The sequence below is a fragment of the Spiroplasma endosymbiont of Phyllotreta cruciferae genome, assembly GCF_918697755.1.
Genome location: NZ_OU953854.1, coordinates 475,072 through 499,762, shown reverse-complemented (window position 1 = coordinate 499,762; position 24,691 = coordinate 475,072). Strand labels below are relative to the sequence as shown.

The window sequence follows — 24,691 nt, the reverse complement described above, 5'->3', positions numbered from 1 at the left end:
AAAATGAGTAGAATTAACCCCGGGGTTATCGAAGAATTAAGAAGACAGGCCCACGATACTTTAATAGATATCAGAGAAAACATACGAGATAATCGTCATTGAATGGTATTTCCTTTTAATGTTTATAGTTCATATATTCCTGATACTGAAACAGGATGAAAACCGAATAATGCTAAACCAAGTGATTATGGTAGTTATTCACGAATATTTGATAATATGGAAAGTACTATTGCTCAATGACAAGGTAGTTTAAAAATAGTACAAAAATATAAAGGTGAAGAAATTAATGTCTTAATGATTGATGATTTTAGTAAACAACCAATTAATTCAACGATATGAGCAAATAATGAAACACCGTTCGCTATAAAATTAAAAGATGAAAATAATAATGTTTATTGAAAATTAATTGATGGTGAAAACATTTATGATATTAATAGAATGTTAGAATACTTAAATCAATATAAATTAAGTTATTTTATGAATAATGATAATAAAGCCGATAACTTTTATACAAAAGAGGTTAAAGTTGGTAAATATTGAGATGCATATATGATTGATGATAGAAGCTCAATTCAATTTGGTGAAGCTAAATTTGAACAAGTATTTACTCAACAATCAACCGAAAGACAATATACCTTATTAATTTTAGATGAAGATGCAGATAAATTAAATATTAATGATTATTATAATTTTTATACTGTATTTAATGATCGTGGTTTAAATATTGGTGGTGGTGATATTAATACTGCTCCACAAGATAGACAATGATTATATCCATCAAATGTTATTAATTATTATTCACCATATGATGGTAGTTTTTTATGACAAGAAATTACCTTTTCAAGTATTAATGACAAAATTAGTAATAGTGGTTTATCAGTACTACAATTTATTCAAACAAGTGCTCCCGGTGAAGGTTATTGTTTTCCTAAAATAACTTATGATGAAAAATTAAATAAAGGTATTGTTGAATTAGATGAAGTTTTATTAAAAGACCCAGGGGTTAGAGCAATGGCAGTTAAATTTTATGGTAATCCGATCTTTTTTGATATGCCAGTTATTGGTCGGCCAATTATTAAAGGTCAATTTAATAAAAAAGTTATGAATTCCCGAGATTTATTAATGTATAACATGTATCCCACTCCCCCTGATAAAATCAATACTTATGCTGCCCCAGAAGTAAGTTGATATAACATTCAGGGTATTCAACCAACAATGATAACTGGTTATGAAGATTGAAAAAAAGATATGGAAAGTAGATACGACTTTTGAAAACAGAAAAATAGTGAGGGTATTGTTATAACCGACCCCACCACTACATCAGCAACTAATTCTACTGTTGGTAGAAATATTCATAAAGAAGATAAAGATTCTAAATTTTACTGATCTAAAGATTGAAAAATAACACCACCAGCAAAAATAAAAACAAACGGCGGTACAGTTGATAATATTATTAGTACCCAAGCATCATCATATTTTAGAAGAAAAAATGAATTTGGCAATACTGTTGGACAAGTTCAAATTGAATATAATAAAATGGGGGCATGTAATGTTTGAGATATTTTAAATATGAATAATTTTATTAATCGCCAAATAACAGTATTACCTTTAAACTATACGCAAAAATTAGTATTTAATCCTTTTGTGATACCGGGTGGAGTTGGTAAATTCTTAAACTTTATTTCATTTGGTATTCCTTGAGGTTGAGTAATTAATCAAGATGAAAAAACTTGACCTAATTTTCAATGACTTAATGGTTTTATGAGTGCTAATATTTATAGTTTTTATAATGATGCATTTTGGTCTGAAAAATCAAAAGGTAAAGGTTATTTACCATTTGAAATATTTAGAGAACAAGGGAATGATAAAGTCGGTGCTATCTTTGGAGCAAATGCCACTAGTTTAGGTTTTACTACTTTATTAACTGATAAATGCAAAGGTACTGTTTTAACTAAAAATGGAAAACCAACAAGTGAATTAATTTATTCAACTTATAATTTAAAACAATTAAATGAAAAAACTAACCGAGTTTATTTAATTAATGAAAAAACAAAAGCAATTGACGCTCAAACACCAGTTAGTGATAGTGAAAAAGATAATGATTGTGAATTCTTACAAACACCTGATGGTACAAATTGTAGTTATATAATTGATATGTTTTCAATTCAAGCATTATATAAAGGTAATTTTGAAATTATCTTTTATGCTGATAACCCATATACAAATAATGAAGCAGATTATTTACGATTATCAGTATGAAGTTTTCGTGGTAAAACAAAAAGTACACTAAATAATTATTTACGCGATATGACAACTAATTATAAAACTAGTTTCTTATTACCACACGATTATGAAATACCAACATTTAATTACCCTGAATATGTATTGCCACCAGTACCATATAATTATCAAGTTTATACAAAAGATATCTGAGATGGTAACACAGGACAAGCATTAAAAACTAAAATTACAGCACCAGCACAATGTAAGCAAGGCTATCCCCCATATCTTAATTTATTTTCAGGTCAATTTAATGAAGGTTATTATGAAATAGAAATTGATTTAAAACAAATTGACCCAACAATTCAAAGTATAGATAAATTTATTAGTTCTTATAAAACAATAGAAATAAGTAATCTTAATAATATGTACATATGATGTAATAAACCAAACATAGAAAACTTTATTCCCAATAGAAATGTTATGCTAACTTATGGTGAAGGTAAATGTAATAATAATGCAATTATTTTACAAAATGTAGAAATAAAACAAGAAGGTTTACCGCAAATTGATAATGTTAATTTTGATAATACCATAACCTTATATACTGACAATATAAATAATGATATTAAAACATTCGCTACTGCTTATACTAATGGTTTACCAAGTGGGAATTATAAATCTTACTATAAAATTAAAGATAATGTAAAAATGGATTTTTTACTTCAAACAACAAAATTATCTAATAATGATAGCAATAAAATTACAGAATTATATTTACAAACATATTATACTAATGATGTAAAATTAAAAATTAGATTTTCAAAAATATTATTTGCAGATTTAGGTTTTGAAATGGCTCTTTATATAAGTTGAGGCAATGATAAAGATATTATATTAGATATTAATAATCCAAATGTTTTAGGTATTATAAATAAAAGTAACAACCCCATTAAAATTACAATAAAACCAAGATAAATAGAAAAAAAGATATTAATATCTTTTTTTCTATTCTTCGCTAACTTTTACATTATTGTTTTCATCTAAAACTAATTCAGGTATATTATTATCTAAATTTCAACGATAAACTGCTTTAAAATAACTTCCATCATCTTTATTTCATTCTTTTCAAGTTTTATAAAAACTTCCTAAAATTCCATCAGGTCTTATCATAAGTCTATATTCACTATTGTTTAAATCTTTAATAATTACTCCATTTTTTAAATTTTTTATATTATTATTATTATATCTTGCAATATTTCAATTTTCACTTTTTCATACAATAAAATATCATTTATCATCCACTTTATTAAATGGTTTTTCTTGTGGTGCTATTCATTCTAAATTATCTCTGATTTCTTGATTAACAGTATTTATTTTGTTTTCTTCTTTTAATTTTTCTAATTCTTCGGGTTTATATTCTACTATGTTATCACAAGCAACCAAACTTGTTGTACTTGTTCCAATTAAAGTGATTGTTCCTAAAAGACTTAATATTTTTTTCATATTTTTATTTCCTTTCTATTAAATTTTGTTAATTTAATTAAAAATAGAAATAAAATTAATTATTTTTATTTGTTTTAAACTTAATAGCAATTTTATTTGTATTTATCCTATAACTTTTGGAGCACAAGATGATGTACCACCCACCAATCCACCTATAATTGCTGAAAGAGGACCACCCTCAGCGGCAGTTAATGCCCCTCCTCCAATCGATAAACCAGTTTCTAGCACATCTTTAACTGTTCCGAAACATTTTTTACCAGTATTACTTGTGGCAGTTCATGTTCAATTTGCTCCATCTTTAACAGCTGTTATGGTTCAATTACTAGCATCGCTGATTGCGGTGGCTGTTCAATTTGCCCCATCTTTAACAGCTGTCACAGTTCAATTTGCCCCATCAATTATTGCTGTTTTTGTTCAATTAAAAGCACTTTCCGCAGCACCTCCTACTCAATTAACAGTATCTTTAGCAGCAGTACCCACTCATTCACCAGCATCAGTTATTGCACCACCAATTCAACTAAAAACATCTCTTTTATTTCTGTTTAATTTTTCTAAATTATTTGTTTGTAAATAATTAATATTACTATTTTTAATAGTTTCTTCTTTTTGATAAGGGCTAGCGGCAATTGTTGTTGGTACAGAGGTTCCACTAATAGTTAATATACTTAATAAACTAAGTAATTTTTTCATACTTGTTTTTCTCCTTTTCTTAATCTTGAAACTTTTTATCAAGATCTACTTTCAGTATATATATATATATATATATATGCAAGCAAAATTAGAAATTATTTTAAATTTTATCTTGTTAAATACCCCATTATTACACGTTTTAAGGGCTAAATTAGGAATTAAATATATTAAGTTTAATATTTTTTTTGTATATAAAAAGTATTGTATTGGTAAAATAGTATGATATTATTAAGTTAGTTAAATAAAAAAGAGAATGACCGGACATTAGAGTGCACCCCAAAAAGTAAGTAAAGTAAAAAAAGACTTTGCTAAACTTTTAAAGGAGGTGCATTTTATATGGCAAGAAAAGGTCAAAAATATAACAAATATACATCAGAATTTAGAACAAAAATCATTGAGGAAATTAAACAAAAAAGTTGTTGAGTAGTAGCAAAACAATATAATCTAAATGCAAATACAGTAGAATCTTGATGAGCAAATCATAAAAAAGGAAAATTAAACAATCATAAAGGACCTAAAATCTCTTTTGGTAAAAGAGATTTAGAATATTATAAAACAAGGTATGAATTATTAAAAAAGCTCCATGACTTTTACAATTAAGCAAACTAAGGAATAGAGTGCACCCCAAAAAGTAAGTAAAGTAAAAAAAGACTTTGCTAAACTTTTAAAGGAGGTGCATTTTATATGGCAAGAAAAGGTCAAAAATATAACAAATATACATCAGAATTTAGAACAAAAATCATTGAGGAAATTAAACAAAAAAGTTGTTGAGTAGTAGCAAAACAATATAATCTAAATGCAAATACAGTAGAATCTTGATGAGCAAATCATAAAAAAGGAAAATTAAACAATCATAAAGGACCTAAAATCTCTTTTGGTAAAAGAGATTTAGAATATTATAAAACAAGGTATGAATTATTAAAAAAGCTCCATGACTTTTACAATTAAGCAAACTAAGAATCGTCTCTTTTATTAAACAAAATTGTCATGAATATTCAATAAAATTATTATTAGAAGTAACGGGGTTAAAACGTAGTTATTGAGATAAATATAAAAATTATGACAGTAGCAAAAAAGATAAAGAAGCAATAAATGATATTGTAAAAGTCTATGAAGAAAATTTAAAACAATTTGGATATCGAAGAATTACTAAATATTTAAAAGAAGATTATGATATAAAATATAATTCAAAAAAAGTTTTAAGGATTATGCGTTATAATCAAATACAACCTGAATATGTAAGAAAAATGAGAAGAAAAATGAAATATAAACAGAATAAAGAAAAAAGTTTATTGCAATATCCTGATTTAATTAATCGTAAATTCAATGATATAAAAACAAGGTTTTCAGTGCTATATACTGATGTAACATATTTAATTTGAAAAAGAGAAAAATATTATCAATCAACAATTATTGATGGATATACTAAAGAAATAGTTGATGTAAAGTGATCTAAATATAATGACAATAAATTAGTAATAGATAATTTAAATGATGCAATTAATAAAATAAAATTAATAAAAAAAGATCTGAATGGAATAATAATTCATTCAGACCACGGATATCAATACACATCCGCTATTTATCTCGATAAATGTGTATCTAACGGTATTATAATTTCAATGGGGAAAAATTACCACTGTGCAGATAATATTGTTATAGAAAGTTTTCATTCATTACTTAAGAAAGCTACAATCCATAATAAAATATATAATTCACATGAAGAATATATACAAGATGTTATAAAATGAAATACATGATATTCAAATCGTAAAGAAAAAGATATAATAAAAAAATAGTAAATACTTTTTATTAGTACTTACTAAAATGGGTGCAGTCTAGTTTATAAAATGGCACTTACAAAAGAACAATTAATTGAACAAGGTTTAAGTGAAGAGATTGCTGAAAATATCTTAAATCAGTTTAATAATGAAGCAAAACAAATTAGAGAAAGTGTGCAAAAACGAAAAGATACTATTTCAAAAGAAGAGTATTTAAAAGTTGCTAATGAATTATATGAATTAAAAGCATTTAAAGATGTTCCATCTAATAAAATTGAAGATATTAAAACTAATTTAGATAAAGTTAGTGGTAGTTCTTTAACTGAAAAAATGCAAACTTTAAAAGAATTAAAACCTGATTTGTTTGTTGAAGAACAACTATCAGTTTCACCAACTAATTTTATTAAAGATATGATTGAAAAATCGGTTGAAAATAAAAATGATGAAATTGAAACCATTAAAGAAAAAGGAGCATATACTCCTGAGGAAATTAAAAAATTAACTGATTATACACTTAAAAACCTTAGATAATAAGGAGTGAATATTATGGCAACAATTAATTTGCCACAAGTACCTTTTACATTACAAGGTAATACAACAGATCAAAAAGCGTATGTTGATATGGTTAATGCTTTATTGCGTGGACCTTTATATAATGAATATGCAAGTATTATGCAATATGCTACTGCAACAGCTGAACAAGTTGCTTGATTACCAAATGCTGGACAAGCATTATATAATTTAACTCATCGTGTGGTATGGCAAGATGATTATTCATTACCAAATGGTGGGACAACTCAAACAATGGGATTAACAAGAATCCCAGTTCCTATTGATAAAAGATTTAATTTAAAATTAATAAATGAAGCATTTGATTTGGCATTAATAGAACAAAATATTAAAAATGGTGTTATTGCTGATGCTATTTCTAGTGTTGTACAAAATAAATTTGTTAATTTAGAATGTGAATTAATTCAGGGGATTTATGATTATTGTTTAGCGGATGGTCAATATGAAGTTATTCCATTTCGTAGTTATACAGCAGAAAATGCCGATGATGCAAATAAAGCATTCTTTAAATTAAATGAAACTTTGATTGAATTAACAAATCAAATTAGTAATTTATATTTTGGTTTGCCAACAGATAAAATGTTTATGGTTTTAGGTCGAAGATCCTATTTAGGATTAACACCGGCTTATTTAAAAGTAATTGGTTCACAAGCTCAATTAAAAGCGATGGTTAATGGTGAATTATATGAAAATACCGCAATGGGTATTCCAGTATCTAAAAGTTTTCATTTAGAAAAAACATATACAAAAGGACAAGTTAACCGTGATAAAGGTTATAATTTTACTAATGTAAATGGTTTAATTATTAATAAACAAGTATGAGCATATCCAATTAATATGGATACTATTCAACAAGTTTTAGATAATGATACTGCTAACCCTAAATGAATTGGTAAAGTGCAATATGCAACACCAACTATTTTATATCCTAAAACATGTAAAATTATTTTAGAAAAAGAACCAACACAAGATGAAATTAATACTGCTAAAAGTAATCTAAATAAAACATTTAGAGTGCCAGTTGATTACGAAATTTCATCATCAAGCAATGTTGTTAATATTAATAAAATAGATATTAGCAAAATTAATAAAATAGATAATCCAATCATTAATTTACCAGACCCTAAAGATGTCAGTTATGGATGATTAAAACCAAAATTACAAGATGTTGTTTTAAAATCGGTAAAAGCAGTAAATAGTTCTTTAACTGAAAATGATTTTAATTACTATCCAAAACCCAAAGGTGAAGACTGACCAATTGATATTACAAATGATAAAATTATTGAAGTTGTAATTGAAGGTAAAAACAAAGCAACCGGTAAAACAGACCCAATTGATGTAGTAATTAAAAATTCTTAATAAACAATGAACTTATTAATATTACGGGTTTTAACTTTATTAGCAGATAATTTAGGTAATAAGTTAGTAATAAATAAATTTGTTAATTTAATTAATAAAGTTAATAAATTTGCTTCATATTATGCTAATCCATTACAAAAAATTACAAATAAGATTGAAGATGTTTATAAATGATTAAATCCGTATACTTATCTTGATCTAATAAAAAAAGGTCATAAAAAAGAAATTCAACAAATATTAAGTCAATTAGAAAAAGATAATAATATTAAGAATAGAGAACAATTTAAAAATGAAAATTATCTAAATACTAATTGACAACATTTAAATAGTAGTTGACTTGATAGTGGAATGTTTAATATTACAAATAAATTAACTTTAACCGGTAATTTAACTATTTTAATATATACAAAAACAGCAAAACAGCCTAAATTTTATGGACCTTATGTTTATCCTAGTGTTCCAGTTGAAATTTGAAAATTATTAAGTAATGCTGTATCTAATGCTGGAACTTTATTTTGACATTATTGATTAAGAAAATGATTACCTAGTCATTTAAGAGATTATATTAAAAAACGATTACCACAAGAATTAAAAGAAAAATATCCAAAAGGAAATATTAAATTAACATTACCAACAGTTCAAAAACTACAACAAATTAAACGCTTTATTAATAATTTAAAGATTGGACATTTTAATTTTAATTTTGCTGGTGAAATTAATAATAAAAAATGATATCGTGAACGCCGAAGTGATGTTAAAAATATTAATAATTCATATAAAACACCAGTTAATAATAAATTTTATCAAGTTAATAAGTCTATTAAAGCAATTAATAAAATCAAAAGAAAAGTTAATAGTTATAAACCGTCTAATTTAAGAAATAAATATCGTAATCAATTAAGGAGTGTAATATATGGAAAATAATTTAAGTAATTTGTTATTTATAACAGTTGAAGATGTTAAAGCAAGTAAACTTTGACAACCCATTAATGATCGTAAACAATCTGCTTACAATGATAATTTAATTTATAATGCTATTTTAAAAACTAGTTTATGAATGGATAGATTATCTGGTGGCACAATTTCCGATAAAATAAATAAAAAATATTTATTTCCCTGAGTAAAAAAAGATAATACTAGACTGCACCCATTTTAGTAAGTACTAATAAAAAGTATTTACTATTTTTTTATTATATCTTTTTCTTTACGATTTGAATATCATGTATTTCATTTTATAACATCTTGTATATATTCTTCATGTGAATTATATATTTTATTATGGATTGTAGCTTTCTTAAGTAATGAATAAAAACTTTCTATGAAATTATAATACCGTTAGATATACACATTTATCGAGATAAATAGCGGATGTGTATTGATATCCGTGGTCTGAATGAATTATTATTCCATTCAGATCTTTTTTTATTAATTTTATTTTATTAATTGCATCATTTAAATTATCTATTACTAATTTATTGTCATTATATTTAGATCACTTTACATCAACTATTTCTTTAGTATATCCATCAATAATTGTTGATTGATAATATTTTTCTCTTTTTCAAATTAAATATGTTACATCAGTATATAGCACTGAAAACCTTGTTTTTATATCATTGAATTTACGATTAATTAAATCAGGATATTGCAATAAACTTTTTTCTTTATTCTGTTTATATTTCATTTTTCTTCTCATTTTTCTTACATATTCAGGTTGTATTTGATTATAACGCATAATCCTTAAAACTTTTTTTGAATTATATTTTATATCATAATCTTCTTTTAAATATTTAGTAATTCTTCGATATCCAAATTGTTTTAAATTTTCTTCATAGACTTTTACAATATCATTTATTGCTTCTTTATCTTTTTTGCTACTGTCATAATTTTTATATTTATCTCAATAACTACGTTTTAACCCCGTTACTTCTAATAATAATTTTATTGAATATTCATGACAATTTTGTTTAATAAAAGAGACGATTCTTAGTTTGCTTAATTGTAAAAGTCATGGAGTTTTTTTAATAATTCATACCTTGTTTTATAATATTCTAAATCTCTTTTACCAAAAGAGATTTTAGGTCCTTTATGATTGTTTAATTTTCCTTTTTTATGATTTGCTCATCAAGATTCTACTGTATTTGCATTTAGATTATATTGTTTTGCTACTACTCAACAACTTTTTTGTTTAATTTCCTCAATGATTTTTGTTCTAAATTCTGATGTATATTTGTTATATTTTTGACCTTTTCTTGCCATATAAAAATGCACCTCCTTTAAAAGTTTAGCAAAGTCTTTTTTTACTTTACTTACTTTTTGGGGTGCACTCTATTGTAAATCACTTTCATTAATAACAAAATTTTTTAGTTTTTTTGCTTTAACATCTAATTCTAATTGTTGCAATGTGTTTAATTCAACATTATTTTGATCAACGCCACTCCGTTTATACTTAAAAAGATATGGAATAAATACTCTTGAACAAATAAAAGACAGTAATAAAACAATTGTGAAAAAGATAATTACTAATAAAATTTTAAAGAAAGTATAATTATATTGTCTTAGTTTTCGTAAGCTTTTTTTGTAATTTGCCTCCATAGTTTCACCACCAATTTGCTATTTAATATATAATCACTAATTATACAACAAAAAAAGAGGGAAATCTTAATTTAGTTAATATTTTTTGCATTATTTAAAATTATTTTTATTAATTTATTTAGAATATTCTTGTTCTTTTTTGTTAAGATACCCCTCAATTTCAAGTGCTTTTTTATATTCTAACTTTTTATTACAAAGTTCATATCATTTTTGCGCATATTCATCTACATGGATTAAATAGGAAATATAATTCTTACACGTTTTTTTATTATTTGCACTATTTTTTAATTTAAAAGAAAAACCTTCTTTATTTTGATAAATTTTAGTATCTAAATTATACATATCTCAAATTTTTTTGATATGAGAAGCAACATTTTATGAAATTGAGATATTTCTAATAAGTCATAAAAGTCTTTTTCCTCTTCTAAGATATCTAACATGATTGCTTGTAATGGCATATTTAAAATCTTTGCAGTTTTATTAATAATGTTTCTAATTATATACACAAATTTAAAAAAATTTATATTATTATACTTACTATTTATTTTATTGAATAACTTTTCATCATATGTTTCTTCTAAATTATCATAATCTTTAAAAATATAATCAGAATCCCCAACTGAAAATATCGGAACAATATAAACTTTAAATTGGTTTTTCCCAATAATTTGCATTGACCTATTTTTATTTTCTACTTCCTCACCTTTTCGAATATTTTTTTTCAAAAAAATAAAAATATCTGCTTTTATTTTTTTAAATTTTTCAATATTTAATTTATTTTCAAAATATTTTATTGAAATATCTAAATCGTTATCGTTTAACCTTCTTTTAAAGGTAACAGTTTTTGTTTTTACTGAACCCTTTAAGGCTATTTGATTTTTAGAAATAAAATTATTTTTAGTTAAAATAGATTCAATATCCTTAAATCTTTCTAACATTCTTTTATATTTAAAATTAAAATGACTGTTCTTTTTAAATTCTTTATATAACCATATATATGTCATGAATTTATTCTCCATCTATTTTTAACATTTACCCTTAATATATATAAAATGTTCTTTAAATCAATGTATAATTTCCATAGTCTTTAAAATAATATTATCATTTATTTATTTTTTTTAAATAAGATTTTTATCCTACTTATTTTTAAAAATTATTATAATTGAGCTCAACAACCTTACCAAAAATTATCAAAAAATAATACTAAATAACATATTTGTTAATAATTTTTAACACATTATTTTTAAATATGTTATTTAATATCTATAAAAGGAAGGAATTTATTTATGTTAATTGCGCATCGAGGTTTTCGTAGTCCCGCCGGAGAAAATCGTATGGTTGATTTTATTAATGCATTAAAAACTTGTCCTGGAGTTGAATTCGATATTAGGATGACGAAAGACCATCAAATCATTATTTTTCATGATCATAATTTTAAAAGAATTGGAAATGTTAATGAAACTGTTCGTCATTTTACTTATCAAGAAATTAAGAATTTTGAATTCTTTAAAAAAAATCCCGAATTTTTACCGCCTTTATTTATTGATGATTTTATCAATAAAATTGCAGAACAATATCAAGTAATTAATGTTGAAATCAAACCAGATCGTTATAATGAACAAGAATTTACTTTAATCAAACAAGCATTATTATTGTTACAAACAAAAACAAAAGCTGAGATTATTGTTTCTTCGTTTGGCCATGAAGCTTTAAAATTTATTAGTACTTTAAGTAGCCCTTTTAAAAAAGGTTATTTAATTGAGAGTTTAAAAGATATTGATCAAACTTTAATCACCAAGTTTGATTATTTACACCCGTCAATTGCAACAGTAAAACAAAAAAAGAATATTGCAATTATTAAAAACCTTAATCTACCATTAAATATTTGAACTTTTAAAAATGAAAAAGATCTTAAAATTATTAATAATTTATATCCCCAAGATTTTATTCATAGTTATATTAGTGACATTGCAACTTTAAATCCCACCTTAAAATAATAGTTTTATTTTGAAAGGAAACAAAATGGAAACATCAGAACAACAGAAAAAAATTAGTAGAAAAACAATATGAATTATTGCCCTTTTAGCACTAGCTGATGTCTTAGTAATGGCAGTCCCATTCTACTTAAAAAACGTTATTTCTTCGGTAAAAATTTCAGAAGGATTAGGAATTAGCGCATCGCAGTTTTCCCAAGCCAATGCTATTTATGGATACGTAGCATTATTAAGTTATTTTCTTGGCGGTTATTTTGCTGATCGCTTTAATTTAAAAAAGTTAACCTTAATTGGCTTAGCAGGAATTGGAGTTGTTAGTATTTGATATGGCTTAATTCCTTTTATTACTAGTGGAAAAATTATTCAAGTTTATGTTATTTTTTCCTTATGAAGTTTTATTACTTGTTTTATTTTTTGAAGTGCCCTATGAAAATTATTATCAGAACAAGGAACTCCCGCTGAAAACGGTAAACTAAATGGAATTCATGGAAGTTTAAATGGATTAATCGGAACGGTTTTAATTGCGATTGCTTATTTAGTATTTTGATTATTTGAAAATGTTTGAACAGAATCATTGGGGAACTGAGCTTTTAGTGCGCTTGTATTTATTTTCTCGGGGTTGATTTTTATTAATTGTATTTTATTATGAAAATTTGTCCCTGATTTAAATCACAATTCAAATCAAAATAATAATTTTGATATTAGAGAATTAGGTAAAACATTAAAGAATTTTAAATTATGAATTGTTACTTTATTAATTATGGGAGTTTATATGTACCAATCTGGTTTAAGTGTTTTTGTGACTTTTATGCAAGATGCTTTAAAGATTATTCCAATTATTGTCGTTGTTGTGGGAATTATCCGAACATATTTCTTCCGGTTTTTATTTAGCGCTCCTGCTGGCAAATTAGCTGATCGTAACCAAAAATATATTTTATTTATTGTAATTGGGTTAAGTTTAGCTTCTTTAATCACCATTGCTGCCATCAGTTTACCTGGTTATTATGAAACCTCATTTGAGGAACTGTCATCAACTTGAAAAATTGTTATTCAAACCTTAATTATTATTCTATATTTGACATTAGGAATTATTTGTTGAGCATTAGTTACCAACCGTTGAGCAACAATTTATGAAATTAATATTAGTCAAAAAGAATATGCTGCTTCGGTTGGATTAATCTCCTTTATCGCCTTTTCACCTGATGCCTGGTTTTGACAAATTGATTCAATTCTGTTAAAAAATTATGGTACTGAAGCAGGCTATCTAACTAATAAATTAGCAAACCAAATTAGTTTAGCAATTATTACGGGGATTGGTCTTTTTGCCGCCCTCGCAGGAATGGTATTATTGTTAGTTCTAAAAAAAGAAAAACAAGCAAAGCAACTTGCCACCCTTTAATCTTAAAAATAAAAAGAACTGTAAACGACAGTTTTTTTTATTAAATAACATTTATTTTATTTTGTTTCATCTGGTTCTTGTAAATCTCCTTCGGATTGATACGCTTCCTGGCGAATATGTTTAGCATCCTGATAATTTGAATTATCTTGCGATTGATAAATTTTTTGATTTCGAACTAAATAACGATCTAATTCAGTTTGAATTTCTTTAACAACATAATTTCAATCATCAGTTACAGTAAAGGGAGAATCCAATACTTCTTGTAATTGTGGGTTTGTTTTTAACCGTGCCTGATATTTTTTTCAATAGTAGGTGTAATATCAAATAACGGCAAACATAATCACCCCAACAATATAAGCAATTTCTAATGTATTAGAAACAATAGTTGCAATTGCTTTTGAAGAGTCAGTATTTAATTGATTAATCGCCGTGTGATATGAACGCCCTAAATCAACAAAGAATTGGACAAATTGTCAAATTAAGAAAACTAACACTAATGATCAAGCAATTATTTCTCAAATTTTTACCCGCATTTTTTTCGTAAATCCTAACTTTAAAGCAACCATTATCACAAACGAATAAATAATAATCATAATTAATGATGCTTCCCCAGTAATTGCAGCATACGATAATACAGCATTACCACCCGTTGCTCCTTGAATAATATCGGGAATAAATAACCAAATCACGGAAAAGATAAAAGTAATAATTAAATTTAAAAATGAAGCTTTAAAGGGAATCCCATCCTTATTTAACTCTTGATATTTACTTGGCATTAAACCCTCCACTGCAAATGGTTCTAAAATGGCCCCCGAATATAAAACATTTTGCATTCCAGCATTTGCTTTTAACGAAATGGTACAAATTAACATAATAATAACACCAGCATAATAAATTCACTGCCCAACATGATTTGATTACCTAATAAGCGAAAAATCTTTAAATTTGGATTATTGGTAAATGCTCCAGCAATTGCCCCTAACATTAAAATGGTAACAATAATATAAAAGATAATTGCTAATGCCATTGTTCAAATAATACTACGGCCAATATTACGTTCCGGATTACGAACATTTTTTCCAATTGTAGCATATGTCTCAAATCCTAAAAAGAAAAAGAAACACGAGGTAAAAGCAATTGAAAAATTAGTTGGATTTAAGGTTGTGTACTTTGAAATAACATTAACATCCCGGGCCGAAGTTCCATTAATAATAAATAAGGTAATTAATGCAATAATTAATAATCCCGTTGAACCTCATTTAATATAACTAGAAGCATTTAAATAACGCTTTAATAATCGCATTCCTAAAAATAAGGTACATGATACTAACATATAAACAGCAATTCCAATTGCATCTCAAATTAAGTTTGCCCAATTACCTAACATATCTTTTGTATCAAGAAAGGTTCCTGAACCAACAAAGTTTAAACGAATCATTGACACAATTTGTGATGTAACAATAATTGGTAATGTCGTATATTGTAAAAATGAAATTAATCATCCCCAAAATTTTCCAAAGTTTGTTCGAACATAAATATAACTAGCCCCATTTCCAGCGGGGTGCACTTGTGATAACTCATTAAATGCTCAAGCACAAGTTCCAGCTACTAGTCCTTCTACTAAAAAGATTCAAATCATATGCATTCCTAAAAATTGGCCTGTTTTATCAACTTCTGAAAACATCATTGTTGCATAAACCGAGGTAAAAGCAATTCCACAAGTATAATTAAACCCTAATCAAACTAATTCTGGCAAAATAAACTTCTTGCTCTGAGCAATCGCTTTCTTTTGTTCTTTCATTTTTTATGGCCTCTTTTCTAGTTTTTACGAAATATAAAAACATTATATCGTTTTTTCAAATATTTTTTAATAAAATTAATAATTTTTTAATTATAACAAGTAAATTGTTAACAATTCCTTTACAACTAACAAATTATTTTCCAAATAAAAGTTATTTAGAAAACTTTTTCTGTGCTTTTGTTGTCTTTTTTAATTGCTGTAAATTATGCGCTTCAATTAACATAATGTCTGTTACTTTCTCATGACCATTAAAAATAATTAACGCTGTAATTAAACAGAAGACTGGCCCAACAATTCAAATTCATGTAAAGAACATCAATGCAATCATTAACAATGCTCCGGCAATTCGAGCACCAATTTTACCACGTAAAGCAAAAACAAAACAAGTAATAAATCCAATTAAAGCTAAAATAGAAATAAAAATAAAGGCAACCAAGACACGAGCATCAATTTTGTATTGATTTATAATTTCAATCCCGTTAATTGATTCAATAATGCCTTCATTAATAGACGCAGAAATAACATAAAGAATATTAATGCCAATATTAAAAGTTAATACAATAATACCAATAATAAAACCCGTAATTGTCACCTTATTAGTTCGCATCACATATTGAATTGGTACAATTTTCACATTCTTATTACGATAATAACGGAAGTATAATAAATTATTAATAAAAATATAAAAGTATTGTAATGACACAGCAACAACACATATCACAACCAACGCGGTTACAACCATAATATCGCCACCCGGCTGAAAGTAATTTAAGAAAAAGTACGGAAATAATGTGTTTGGATCTTTGCCATCTAAATGTCGATAAGTTCCGCGGAAAAGAATAATTGTTAAATACAGCACCATATATAACATGATTAACCATAATCATTTTTTATGATGATCTTCATAATAGTAATAATGATCACCTGTTGTCAAAACATAACTAGTAATCATTGTTACGGGCATAACTAAATGTAAAATAATTGTTGCAACCCAATGATAAGGACGATATTGATGGGCCTGGTCTTTTTGACCAACAATCCCAATTCAAAAGACCAACATTGTAATGGTAATATATGTTGTAACTGCTAATTGAATAATATAATGTGGTTTTGTATTTTTAAATTTTGATTCAAATAAATATAAGAAAAAGTACAAGGCAACAATATAATTTGTTTGTGTTGTAAAAAATGAATAATAATTTGAAACCCGCTCACCATAACCTAAATTCGCAAATTTTGGTTGTGGATAATAAATTGCCATTATCAAATCAAATAATAAAAATAAACTCAATAAAATTAACGTTGCTAAACGTAAATAAAAATGTACCCGGGGATTTCACCTAAACACACAAAGACTCCTTCATAGTCAATAATATTTATATTTTAGCCTTTTTTATCCTAAATTTTATCCTAAATCACAAGTAAATACAGGGAAAAATGTTGTGAAAACCCCACACATTTAAGAATTTAGCTTATACCGTTAATAAAATTATAACAAAAAACTAAGTTTAATATTAATTAAAATAAAAAATATTATTCTGGTAAAACTTGGAATAAACCTATAACTTTTTTATAAAGTTTATCAATATAATTCACATAGTCAGTGTTAATATCTGAAATACAATTACTACAAAAATCAAAAAAAGCATTTTTTGTAAATCAAAAAAAGTGAACTTTAAATTTAAAAGATGAAAGCAAATAAGTTGGAAAAGTTAAAATATCTTTGATTCTAATCATTGACGCCTCTGTTTTTTCTTTTTCAATAACTAGCTGATTAACTTGCATAAATCTCAAATTGTCAGTTAATTCTGTTGATATAAATATTTTATTTTTTCTTTTTTTGGCAATTTGTACATTTATATTTTTTTATTCCATAACTAATCATAATATTTATTACTTTAATTAAATATCTTTCAAAATATATATTCATATTATTTATTTTTTGCAGTTTGGAATAATCATTTGGACCATATCCTATTCATTGACTAAACTCAAAATCCTGAAATTTTGGATAAAATTCACTTTTATAACTTTCATTAATATCATTCACTTTATCTACCAATTTTAATTTCATATTATATTTAGAAAGTAAATATAACAAATTAATTATTGAGATTAATAATACTGTTATTGCTACTATAATTATAATTATTTCATTTTTACTCATTTCTTCACCCATAAAAATTATACACTATTTAAATAATTTAAATCTAAAATAGCTCAAACAACATTCAGCTGCATTAATCATATCCAATTTATTTACACCAGGTTTTTCGTCACGGATATTAGTTTTTTCATTATTATTACTGTAAATTGTAAATGCTAACCGATAAAAAGTTAACTAAATTAATAGTTAACTTTTTTAAGTTAACTATAGAGGAGGTTGAAATTATGCAAACAAAGCAATATTTTATTTTGCGGTTGTTAGTGAAAAAGTATGGTAAAGATAATGTTATTAATACTGTCAATAAGATTGCAAAAGATATTGAAATTAAAAAGTAAAAGAATAAATTATTCCGCGTAATTTATTAGCGGATAATTTATTCAATAATAATGTTTTTAATGGAGCAAAGCGACAACGAGCGGAGCGAGTTTGCAAATTTCAATTTTTTAATTTATTGAAAGGAGTTATATTATGCCAGTTTGATTAACGACAATATTTAGTGTTGTTATTATATTGGGTATTTTTGCTTGAATTAGTTTATCGATTTATCAAAAAATTCGCCAAATTCGAGGTAAGAAAAAAGAAAAAAAGAAATTGAAAACAAGGAGGATAAGAAATAATGTTGGGGATGTATTTAACAACAGCAATTAATTTTTTAGCAGTTGGTGATAAGCCTACTATTTCAGATGGAATGGGTTCTATTTGAAGTGGTTTAGGACAAGCAATGATGAAAGTTAAAGAAGCAATTTATGCTGTATTACCACAATTAATGACCTTTTTAGGTGATGCGTGAATTATTTTAATTCCATTTGGTATTTTTGTTATCATTAAGATTTTAAACTTTTTCCGTGTTATGGTTAAAGGATTTTAATATTTATTATAACTAATTATTTGTATTAGTTAAGGAACACTGGTTTATTTATATTTTATTAATTTATTATTTTATATAACTATTATTTTAAAACTTAATAGTATTTTTCAGTGTGCCAATTTGTATTTTTGTTTTTTATTACATTGTTTATTAATATTGTTTATTTAACAAAAATTAAGTTACATTAGTATAACAATGTTTATAACATCCGACTTATGTTTTGCTCGTTTACCTTCTGCTGTTCGTTCTACTGATTTTGTTTTTCAAATTTCATAATCCGTAATATCTTGGAAAATGCCAATTCGCATAATAAAGAAACGATTAAAAAAATTAAATCCTTTTTTAGCGATAGGTTTTTTCAGTGAAATTGGAATAATAATACCACTTGCTAATTGGCAAATATTATTTCAAATCATACCCTCACGTTGAGCTGTAAATAAAGCACGATGTCCAAAATGTCTTGCTAAAACAATTCATGGAATTTTACCACTATGAACTTTTTTCTCATCATGAGGACTAGTTCAATCAATATATAAATAACTTTCATCAAATAAAATAACACTATCATCTAGGGGAACTGGTTTTGTTCTATCTGTAAAATCTAAATTTTTAAATGTTAAAACTTTAACTTTATCATCTTCTAACGGATAATTACTATAAATCTTATCTGTTAATAGTTTCATAGTTTGTGATAAATAAGTTAAAAGTAAAGTTTTTCCCGTTCCTAATTTACCAATAATTACCGATAACGGATTATCTCAAACAAAATTTACTAACCGAAAAGCATTTAATTGATAAAAAATATTTTTTCATAATCACCAAACAAAATAAACACATTGCAAAGCAAACAATAATCAGAATACTAAACCAGTATAATTTAATGAAATTATTCAAAATAACAAATCAATTAAACTAAACAAAATCATTGAACCACTAATATAACAATAATTTTTTAAGAAAAATATAAACTTTTTCATTTTATCTCCAATAGTTATTTATAATTAAACTAGTATTACTATTGTTTTCTCTCCCCACAAATCAGAAAGGAGAGTGATAAAAATACTTAGTATTTTTTTATCAATACTACGGACATTCACACCAATAATGCCCTATATATTATTATTTTTAGGTTTTAATCCTTTTGGAAAAGAATTATTCATATCAAAATAATAATATCAATATTTATATAAAAATTTGTGGGGAGAGAAAACCATAATAATAACAAAATGTAATTATTTAAAACAACTACTAACTATTTTAAAAACCATTCACAATAAAAACCATGTTAAAAATAAAATCACAATTCAAACACCAATCATAAGAGTTAAATATTCATTTTGAGTTAAATTCCAAGTTGTAATACTTTCAACGTTAGATTTGTCAATAAACAAAAATACATGAGTAAAAAACTCTTTTAATTTTTCTCAATCTTTTGTCATAATTTAAAAGCTTCATATTTTTTGAATGATTTTAAAAAACATTCCAAAAAATAAAACAATAAATAATACAAATGATATGACATATAAAAATTCAGGAGCATTTGAACCAATAATATAACTAACAAATTGAACTCAATAGTCATATAAACTCATTTAATTTAAACTTTCTAAATCATTGATTAATTGTTGCACTTTTTCATCACTTCAATTTGTTAAATTATTATTGTTAGTTGTTTTTACTTTTTGAGGTTCACCAGGAAATATTGCTTTTTTCATTTGTGTAAAATAATTTTGTTTATATTGATTATACAAATTAATTATTTCTGTTCCAGTTAAATACTTTCAAATATGTCGTTTTAAATTTTCATCATATTTTACAATAGGATAATAATTATCATAAATCAAACCGATTGCTACTTGTTCTGAGTGTTTTTCACTGGGATAAATAAATTTATTACTCAATCAAAAACTAATGTGACGATTATGATTAGGTAAATTTATAAAACTTGCTTTATCAGTTTGAAAAACTATAAATTCTCTTCGAATAAAATAATTTTCTACATTAATATTCTTCTTATAAAAACTCATAAAAACACCCCACTTTCACACATATAACTCATTTTTTCTAGTATAAATACCGGCAAAGAATTCACTTTCAATTATTTTCGAAAAGATTGAAAACCGTTATAACCAATAAATCATTCTATATCAATAACTTTTATAATATTATATTTACACAATGCCGGATTAGGGCCACTTTTATAACTTGGTTTCTGATAAATTACTCAAATCAACTCGCTTTCTATTACACTTCATTGAACAAAAATTTAATTTAAAATACAAAGTACCAATAAATTTTTTATTTAAAATAGAATGACAAATTTGACATTTACGTTTAATAAAAAATATTAAAATTCCTAACATTATTTTCCCTCCTTAACTAATTCTAAAAAAAATATTTTAGTACGTTAGTTAGGAACTATTGAGTTACCTAATTGTTTTTGAATTTGAAATTTACTATTAACACTCAACATTTTTCTAATCTTTTAATGTATAACCCATTAATAAAGTCATTTCATCAGTTGTTAAATACCTGTATTTATCATTTAATAAAACCTTAGTTCTATCAGCTTTTGTAGTTAAAGTGGGGTATAACTTTTCATCAGCCTTAGGACAATAATTTCAACTATTGTTTGTGCCTTTTAATCGAATAAAACCATTATGGAAAGTTGTTCGTTTTGGAATTTCTTTATTTCCTGGAATATTTCAATTTACAATATTGGTAGTAAGAAAAAAGTTGAGGTTTTATAAAAATTATAAATAACATAATTAGAAATAAAATTAATTAATCGCTTATTAGAGCGATTTTTTATTTTGAATTAATCGTTAGATAGTATCTTTCACACTTAATAAAATAGGTTTTTTATGAAAAAATCCATCCTTTCTTTTCTGAAAAATTTTTAAGTATTTATTTTACTTAATTATTAGTTAATTGTTAAATATATTACTAAAAAATACATTTAATAAGCAAATAATTAAAAAAGATAATGAGATAAAAAATAATAAAGATACTATCTAACGATTAATCCAAAATTAAATCTTTAAAACTTAATATTTTGATGCTTAAAGATGGATAACCCATCTATGGCACGAAGCTTTAAAGAAAGTGTGAAAGCGAATGGATTTTACTCCTATTTATTTCTTTAATTCTCGGCAAGATTAGTCCCTTGCGAAATGTCAGAGCGCGTGTTTTTTGGCTTGTTTTCATAAAAAGAGTGCTGTTAAACCGAAAAAAACAATATCGGACACTAAAAAAAACAAGCGGGTTGGAGCTCCAAAAGGTTATTTTCTTTATATAAAGTTGTGTAGGGATGGATGAAGTGTAATTAATAACTGGGTAAACTTTTTTACTTCCGTAGGGGGATAAACTATGTCTAAATATCCTACCGCCCCCGCTCACCCCCGAAGTGAAGCGGGCGGCGAATTAAGTAAGTACTAAAATAAATTACTAAATATCAAAATATTAAATAATAAAAAAATATTATGTTTTTTACAGAAAGGAAAATATTTGATGAAAGCAAATTATAAGCGTTTTAAACAATATAAAAAAACAAAATGTTGTAGTACAAAAAAACACAATAAAAAAATTGAAAGTAAATTACAAGAATTAATGATACGAGATTATCCAGTAACGGTAAATGATATTAATGATGAAATTTGGGCAAAAAATAAAAAGAATTGAGAGTATAGAAAAAATGACAGAATATAAAAGTTTGTATATTAATAAAACTTGAATGAAATAACAACTTCATTTGATTGAATTAATTGTAAACCAGTTAATTGTCGTATTTCGCATCATAAAAATCATTATGATTTACAGTGTTAGAATGAGCAAAAATGTATTTAAATTTATTTGAAGATAAATGAGATGTTATTATCTCATATATGCAACATTACAAAATTAACGATATTTTAGATTTAGCGACAGAAGGATGAAAAATATTACAAAATTGAGAAAAAGATAAAACAAATCAATTAAAATATATTATTGCAATTGATCCCGCTGGAATTGGGAAAACTGGTGTTATTATTTACAATGTTTTGCAAAAGAAAATAATTAATAACATTACTTTTCAGTCTAACTTTGAAGAAGAAGCAATAAATAATATCTATTTAATATTAAATGAATTTAAAAATAAAACTTGTTCTTATTTAAATAAAGTTCTTGTAATAATCGAAGATTATCAACTGCGTAAGGGATTAAAAATAACAAACCCATTATCTACTCCTAAATTCATCGGTGGTTTAAAGGTTTTATGTAAATATATATTTAATTTAAAATATGTTTTACAATCGCCAGTTGTTAAGAAAAATTATATTTATAAAGGAAATATTAAAATGACAGAGCATGAACAAGATGCTTGGAAACATTTACAATATTTTTTAACAAAAGGAAGTTGATAAAAATGGCACAAACAAAAAGCAATCTACCTAAAAAATTAATAACTAATAAACCTAAAATAAAAAATAAAAGAGTTAACAAATTAGAACTAACTGTTAGATTACATGAAAATCCAATTAAAACTAAAATTAAGGCACTTGTTGCTGGTGGGGTTGAAGTTGATGCTTGCTCTGCTAAATGTCAATGAGAGGGTTAAATTATTCAACATTATCAATATATAATCCAACAATTGTATCTGAATTTTTGAAATTAAAAAAAGATGATGAGATAAAAATTAAAGGATCAGTATTTAATCAGTTAAATATAAAAACTAAACGCTATTTTTTATCTTTTCGAGTCGATAGTTTCGAAATTATACAAAAGGCAATTAGAAAAAGAACAAATTTTAAAAAATAAGGAAGTGAAAAAATGGTAAAAAATGTAAAATATGTTCTTATTGATGAAAATAATGAACCTATTAAAAACGAAAATGACAGTTTTAATATTAAAACTGCAGAAGTTATTTTAGAAAATTATGAAGAAATTAATGAATTTAATGCAAGTAGTTTAGAAAATAGCAATCAACAAATCAATGAATTACAAACAAAAAACACTAAATTAATTTCACAATTAGAACAACAAACCATGCAATTAAAACAAATTGAAATTAATAACTTCAATAATTCTTTAACTGATAATGAAGAATTTAAAAATGTCTTATTAAAATCTTATGATATTACTGATGATATTGAAGTTATTAAAACACATTTACAAAGTGTTTATGATGAATTAATTAAGGTACAAACAGTTAATACTGGTGGCGTACCAAAAACAGAAAACAAAAAAAACAATATTTTAGATACAGACAATGTATTTAATAAATAGAAAGAAGGAAATAAATTATGGCACAAAATCCACAAAGAATTTTCGGAGATATTACTAATCAAGCAACACAAAGAGACGAGAAACATTTGAACAATGATATTTACAAACTTATCAACAAAAATTTAGTTGAGAAGCATTATTTGCGTGAAAAGAAGCCAATAAGTTTTGTTTAACATATAAAAGAAAGAAAAATATTAAATATAATGAAGGTTTGGGAGCAAACGGTCAAGTATTTAATACTGATGATAACCTACTAAAATATTCAACAGTGGAATTTGAAGATGGAATTGTTGAATTAGATACAATTTTAACTTTTGCTCGTAAATTAGACCCCATAGAAAGTGATTTTAATCCTAATCTTTGGGCTGCTGATATTGAACAAGCAATGGATACTGAAGTTGCTTATAAACGCAATAAAATTTTAGAAATTATTAATAACGGAACAGTTACAACTATTCAAGGACAAAAAGCAGATG

Annotated in this window: 32 protein-coding genes and 3 pseudogenes; 20 read left to right on the top strand and 15 right to left on the bottom strand. The window is 25.1% G+C overall.

What is annotated here, in order from left to right; all coding sequences use genetic code 4:
• The first annotated feature begins 3 nt into the window (after positions 1-3).
• A complete protein-coding gene (locus tag NL276_RS03270; protein ID WP_253301157.1) occupies positions 4-3,198 on the top strand; it encodes a hypothetical protein in 3,195 nt (1,064 codons plus the stop codon).
• Positions 3,199-3,228: 30 nt separating this feature from the next.
• Here the strand turns inward: NL276_RS03270 and NL276_RS03265 are convergent, their stop codons facing one another.
• Positions 3,229-3,726, bottom strand: a complete 498-nt coding sequence (locus NL276_RS03265) for a lipoprotein (protein ID WP_253301156.1) — start codon at positions 3,724-3,726, stop codon at positions 3,229-3,231.
• Between the two features lie 102 nt (positions 3,727-3,828).
• Positions 3,829-4,416 (bottom strand): hypothetical protein, encoded by a 588-nt coding sequence (locus NL276_RS03260; RefSeq protein WP_253301155.1) that lies wholly within the window; start codon positions 4,414-4,416, stop codon positions 3,829-3,831.
• Between the two features lie 336 nt (positions 4,417-4,752).
• Here NL276_RS03260 and NL276_RS03255 point away from each other — a divergent pair, with 336 nt between their 5' ends.
• The 8 genes and pseudogenes from NL276_RS03255 to NL276_RS03225 all read left to right on the top strand — a co-directional run bounded on the left by NL276_RS03255 (position 4,753) and on the right by NL276_RS03225 (position 9,282).
• Positions 4,753-5,016 carry a transposase family protein gene (locus tag NL276_RS03255; RefSeq protein WP_253301010.1) on the top strand — a complete coding sequence of 88 codons (264 nt, stop codon included), beginning with the start codon at positions 4,753-4,755 and terminating at the stop codon, positions 5,014-5,016.
• A gap of 84 nt (positions 5,017-5,100) precedes the next feature.
• Positions 5,101-5,364, top strand: coding sequence for a transposase family protein (locus tag NL276_RS03250; RefSeq protein WP_253301010.1), 264 nt, complete (start codon positions 5,101-5,103; stop codon positions 5,362-5,364).
• A pseudogene (locus NL276_RS05210) lies at positions 5,331-5,651 on the top strand (IS3 family transposase); the annotation flags it as partial. The gene NL276_RS03250 and the pseudogene NL276_RS05210, both read left to right, overlap by 34 nt.
• A 12-nt stretch (positions 5,652-5,663) precedes the next feature.
• A complete protein-coding gene (locus tag NL276_RS03245) occupies positions 5,664-6,215 on the top strand; it encodes a DDE-type integrase/transposase/recombinase (protein WP_253301039.1) in 552 nt (183 codons plus the stop codon).
• A gap of 51 nt (positions 6,216-6,266) precedes the next feature.
• Positions 6,267-6,728 (top strand): hypothetical protein, encoded by a 462-nt coding sequence (locus NL276_RS03240; protein ID WP_253301154.1) that lies wholly within the window; start codon positions 6,267-6,269, stop codon positions 6,726-6,728.
• A 15-nt stretch (positions 6,729-6,743) separates the two neighbouring features.
• Complete coding sequence (locus NL276_RS03235; RefSeq protein ID WP_253301153.1) at positions 6,744-8,126, top strand: hypothetical protein; 1,383 nt, start codon at positions 6,744-6,746, stop codon at positions 8,124-8,126.
• Positions 8,127-8,132: 6 nt separating this feature from the next.
• Entirely contained in the window at positions 8,133-9,050 is a 918-nt protein-coding gene (locus tag NL276_RS03230) for a hypothetical protein (protein ID WP_253301152.1), read from the top strand.
• Complete coding sequence (locus NL276_RS03225) at positions 9,040-9,282, top strand: hypothetical protein (RefSeq protein WP_253301151.1); 243 nt, start codon at positions 9,040-9,042, stop codon at positions 9,280-9,282. The genes NL276_RS03230 and NL276_RS03225 overlap by 11 nt, the downstream gene beginning before the upstream one ends.
• Before the next feature lie 168 nt (positions 9,283-9,450).
• Here the strand turns inward: NL276_RS03225 and NL276_RS03220 are convergent, their stop codons facing one another.
• From NL276_RS03220 to NL276_RS03200, 6 genes and pseudogenes are all read right to left on the bottom strand, one after another.
• A complete protein-coding gene (locus NL276_RS03220; RefSeq protein WP_253301150.1) occupies positions 9,451-9,822 on the bottom strand; it encodes a DDE-type integrase/transposase/recombinase in 372 nt (123 codons plus the stop codon).
• Between the two features lie 12 nt (positions 9,823-9,834).
• Positions 9,835-9,981, bottom strand: a pseudogene (locus tag NL276_RS05205) (helix-turn-helix domain-containing protein); the annotation flags it as partial.
• Between the two features lie 140 nt (positions 9,982-10,121).
• Positions 10,122-10,385: a transposase family protein gene (locus tag NL276_RS03215; protein WP_253301010.1), complete on the bottom strand. Its 264-nt coding sequence runs from the start codon at positions 10,383-10,385 to the stop codon at positions 10,122-10,124.
• 69 nt (positions 10,386-10,454) lie between these two features.
• Positions 10,455-10,721 carry a hypothetical protein gene (locus tag NL276_RS03210; protein ID WP_253301149.1) on the bottom strand — a complete coding sequence of 89 codons (267 nt, stop codon included), beginning with the start codon at positions 10,719-10,721 and terminating at the stop codon, positions 10,455-10,457.
• A 114-nt stretch (positions 10,722-10,835) separates the two neighbouring features.
• The gene (locus NL276_RS03205; protein ID WP_253301148.1) at positions 10,836-11,063 is read right to left on the bottom strand and encodes a hypothetical protein; all 228 of its coding nucleotides are present in this window, start codon (positions 11,061-11,063) and stop codon (positions 10,836-10,838) included.
• A complete protein-coding gene (locus tag NL276_RS03200; RefSeq protein ID WP_253301147.1) occupies positions 11,051-11,740 on the bottom strand; it encodes a hypothetical protein in 690 nt (229 codons plus the stop codon). The genes NL276_RS03205 and NL276_RS03200 overlap by 13 nt, the downstream gene beginning before the upstream one ends.
• Before the next feature lie 267 nt (positions 11,741-12,007).
• Between NL276_RS03200 and NL276_RS03195 the strand changes: the two genes are divergently transcribed.
• Together NL276_RS03195 and NL276_RS03190 are read left to right on the top strand one after the other, a co-directional pair.
• Positions 12,008-12,718 carry a glycerophosphodiester phosphodiesterase gene (locus NL276_RS03195; RefSeq protein WP_253301146.1) on the top strand — a complete coding sequence of 237 codons (711 nt, stop codon included), beginning with the start codon at positions 12,008-12,010 and terminating at the stop codon, positions 12,716-12,718.
• A 25-nt stretch (positions 12,719-12,743) separates the two neighbouring features.
• On the top strand, positions 12,744-14,114 hold the full coding sequence (locus NL276_RS03190; RefSeq protein ID WP_253301145.1) for an MFS transporter: 1,371 nt from the start codon (positions 12,744-12,746) through the stop codon (positions 14,112-14,114).
• Between the two features lie 56 nt (positions 14,115-14,170).
• Here NL276_RS03190 and NL276_RS03185 read toward each other — a convergent pair whose 3' ends face one another.
• From NL276_RS03185 to NL276_RS03170, 4 genes are all read right to left on the bottom strand, one after another.
• Positions 14,171-14,986: an amino acid permease gene (locus NL276_RS03185; RefSeq protein ID WP_253301144.1), complete on the bottom strand. Its 816-nt coding sequence runs from the start codon at positions 14,984-14,986 to the stop codon at positions 14,171-14,173.
• On the bottom strand, positions 14,980-15,915 hold the full coding sequence (locus NL276_RS03180) for an APC family permease (protein WP_253301143.1): 936 nt from the start codon (positions 15,913-15,915) through the stop codon (positions 14,980-14,982). The genes NL276_RS03185 and NL276_RS03180 overlap by 7 nt, the downstream gene beginning before the upstream one ends.
• Positions 15,916-16,066: 151 nt before the next feature.
• Positions 16,067-17,176 (bottom strand): hypothetical protein, encoded by a 1,110-nt coding sequence (locus NL276_RS03175; protein WP_253301142.1) that lies wholly within the window; start codon positions 17,174-17,176, stop codon positions 16,067-16,069.
• 564 nt (positions 17,177-17,740) lie between these two features.
• Complete coding sequence (locus NL276_RS03170; RefSeq protein ID WP_253301141.1) at positions 17,741-18,094, bottom strand: hypothetical protein; 354 nt, start codon at positions 18,092-18,094, stop codon at positions 17,741-17,743.
• A gap of 456 nt (positions 18,095-18,550) precedes the next feature.
• On the opposite strand from NL276_RS03170, the gene NL276_RS03165 reads away from it, so the two are divergent.
• Together NL276_RS03165 and NL276_RS03160 are read left to right on the top strand one after the other, a co-directional pair.
• Positions 18,551-18,730 carry a hypothetical protein gene (locus NL276_RS03165; RefSeq protein WP_253301140.1) on the top strand — a complete coding sequence of 60 codons (180 nt, stop codon included), beginning with the start codon at positions 18,551-18,553 and terminating at the stop codon, positions 18,728-18,730.
• Complete coding sequence (locus tag NL276_RS03160; protein WP_040092696.1) at positions 18,699-18,950, top strand: hypothetical protein; 252 nt, start codon at positions 18,699-18,701, stop codon at positions 18,948-18,950. The genes NL276_RS03165 and NL276_RS03160 overlap by 32 nt, the downstream gene beginning before the upstream one ends.
• 203 nt (positions 18,951-19,153) lie before the next feature.
• On the opposite strand, the pseudogene NL276_RS03155 reads toward NL276_RS03160, so the two are convergent.
• From NL276_RS03155 to NL276_RS03145, 3 genes and pseudogenes are all read right to left on the bottom strand, one after another.
• A pseudogene (locus NL276_RS03155) lies at positions 19,154-19,927 on the bottom strand (hypothetical protein); the annotation flags it as partial.
• 255 nt (positions 19,928-20,182) lie between these two features.
• A complete protein-coding gene (locus tag NL276_RS03150; protein WP_253301138.1) occupies positions 20,183-20,389 on the bottom strand; it encodes a DUF2649 family protein in 207 nt (68 codons plus the stop codon).
• A gap of 153 nt (positions 20,390-20,542) precedes the next feature.
• A complete protein-coding gene (locus NL276_RS03145) occupies positions 20,543-20,977 on the bottom strand; it encodes a DUF3627 domain-containing protein (protein ID WP_253301137.1) in 435 nt (144 codons plus the stop codon).
• A 1,483-nt stretch (positions 20,978-22,460) separates the two neighbouring features.
• Between NL276_RS03145 and NL276_RS03140 the strand changes: the two genes are divergently transcribed.
• The 7 genes from NL276_RS03140 to NL276_RS03110 form a co-directional block, all read left to right on the top strand.
• Complete coding sequence (locus NL276_RS03140; RefSeq protein WP_253301136.1) at positions 22,461-22,658, top strand: hypothetical protein; 198 nt, start codon at positions 22,461-22,463, stop codon at positions 22,656-22,658.
• Between the two features lie 128 nt (positions 22,659-22,786).
• Positions 22,787-23,353 carry a hypothetical protein gene (locus NL276_RS03135; protein ID WP_253301135.1) on the top strand — a complete coding sequence of 189 codons (567 nt, stop codon included), beginning with the start codon at positions 22,787-22,789 and terminating at the stop codon, positions 23,351-23,353.
• A 2-nt stretch (positions 23,354-23,355) separates the two neighbouring features.
• Positions 23,356-23,547, top strand: coding sequence for a hypothetical protein (locus NL276_RS03130; protein WP_253301134.1), 192 nt, complete (start codon positions 23,356-23,358; stop codon positions 23,545-23,547).
• A complete protein-coding gene (locus tag NL276_RS03125; protein WP_253301133.1) occupies positions 23,535-23,747 on the top strand; it encodes a hypothetical protein in 213 nt (70 codons plus the stop codon). Before NL276_RS03130 ends, NL276_RS03125 begins: the two co-directional genes overlap by 13 nt.
• A 12-nt stretch (positions 23,748-23,759) precedes the next feature.
• Positions 23,760-24,215: a hypothetical protein gene (locus tag NL276_RS03120; RefSeq protein WP_253301132.1), complete on the top strand. Its 456-nt coding sequence runs from the start codon at positions 23,760-23,762 to the stop codon at positions 24,213-24,215.
• Between the two features lie 17 nt (positions 24,216-24,232).
• Positions 24,233-24,388, top strand: coding sequence for a hypothetical protein (locus tag NL276_RS03115; protein WP_253301131.1), 156 nt, complete (start codon positions 24,233-24,235; stop codon positions 24,386-24,388).
• Between the two features lie 38 nt (positions 24,389-24,426).
• Positions 24,427-24,691, top strand: a 265-nt coding sequence (locus NL276_RS03110; RefSeq protein ID WP_253301130.1) for a hypothetical protein, incomplete at its 3' end; no start/stop codon positions are given.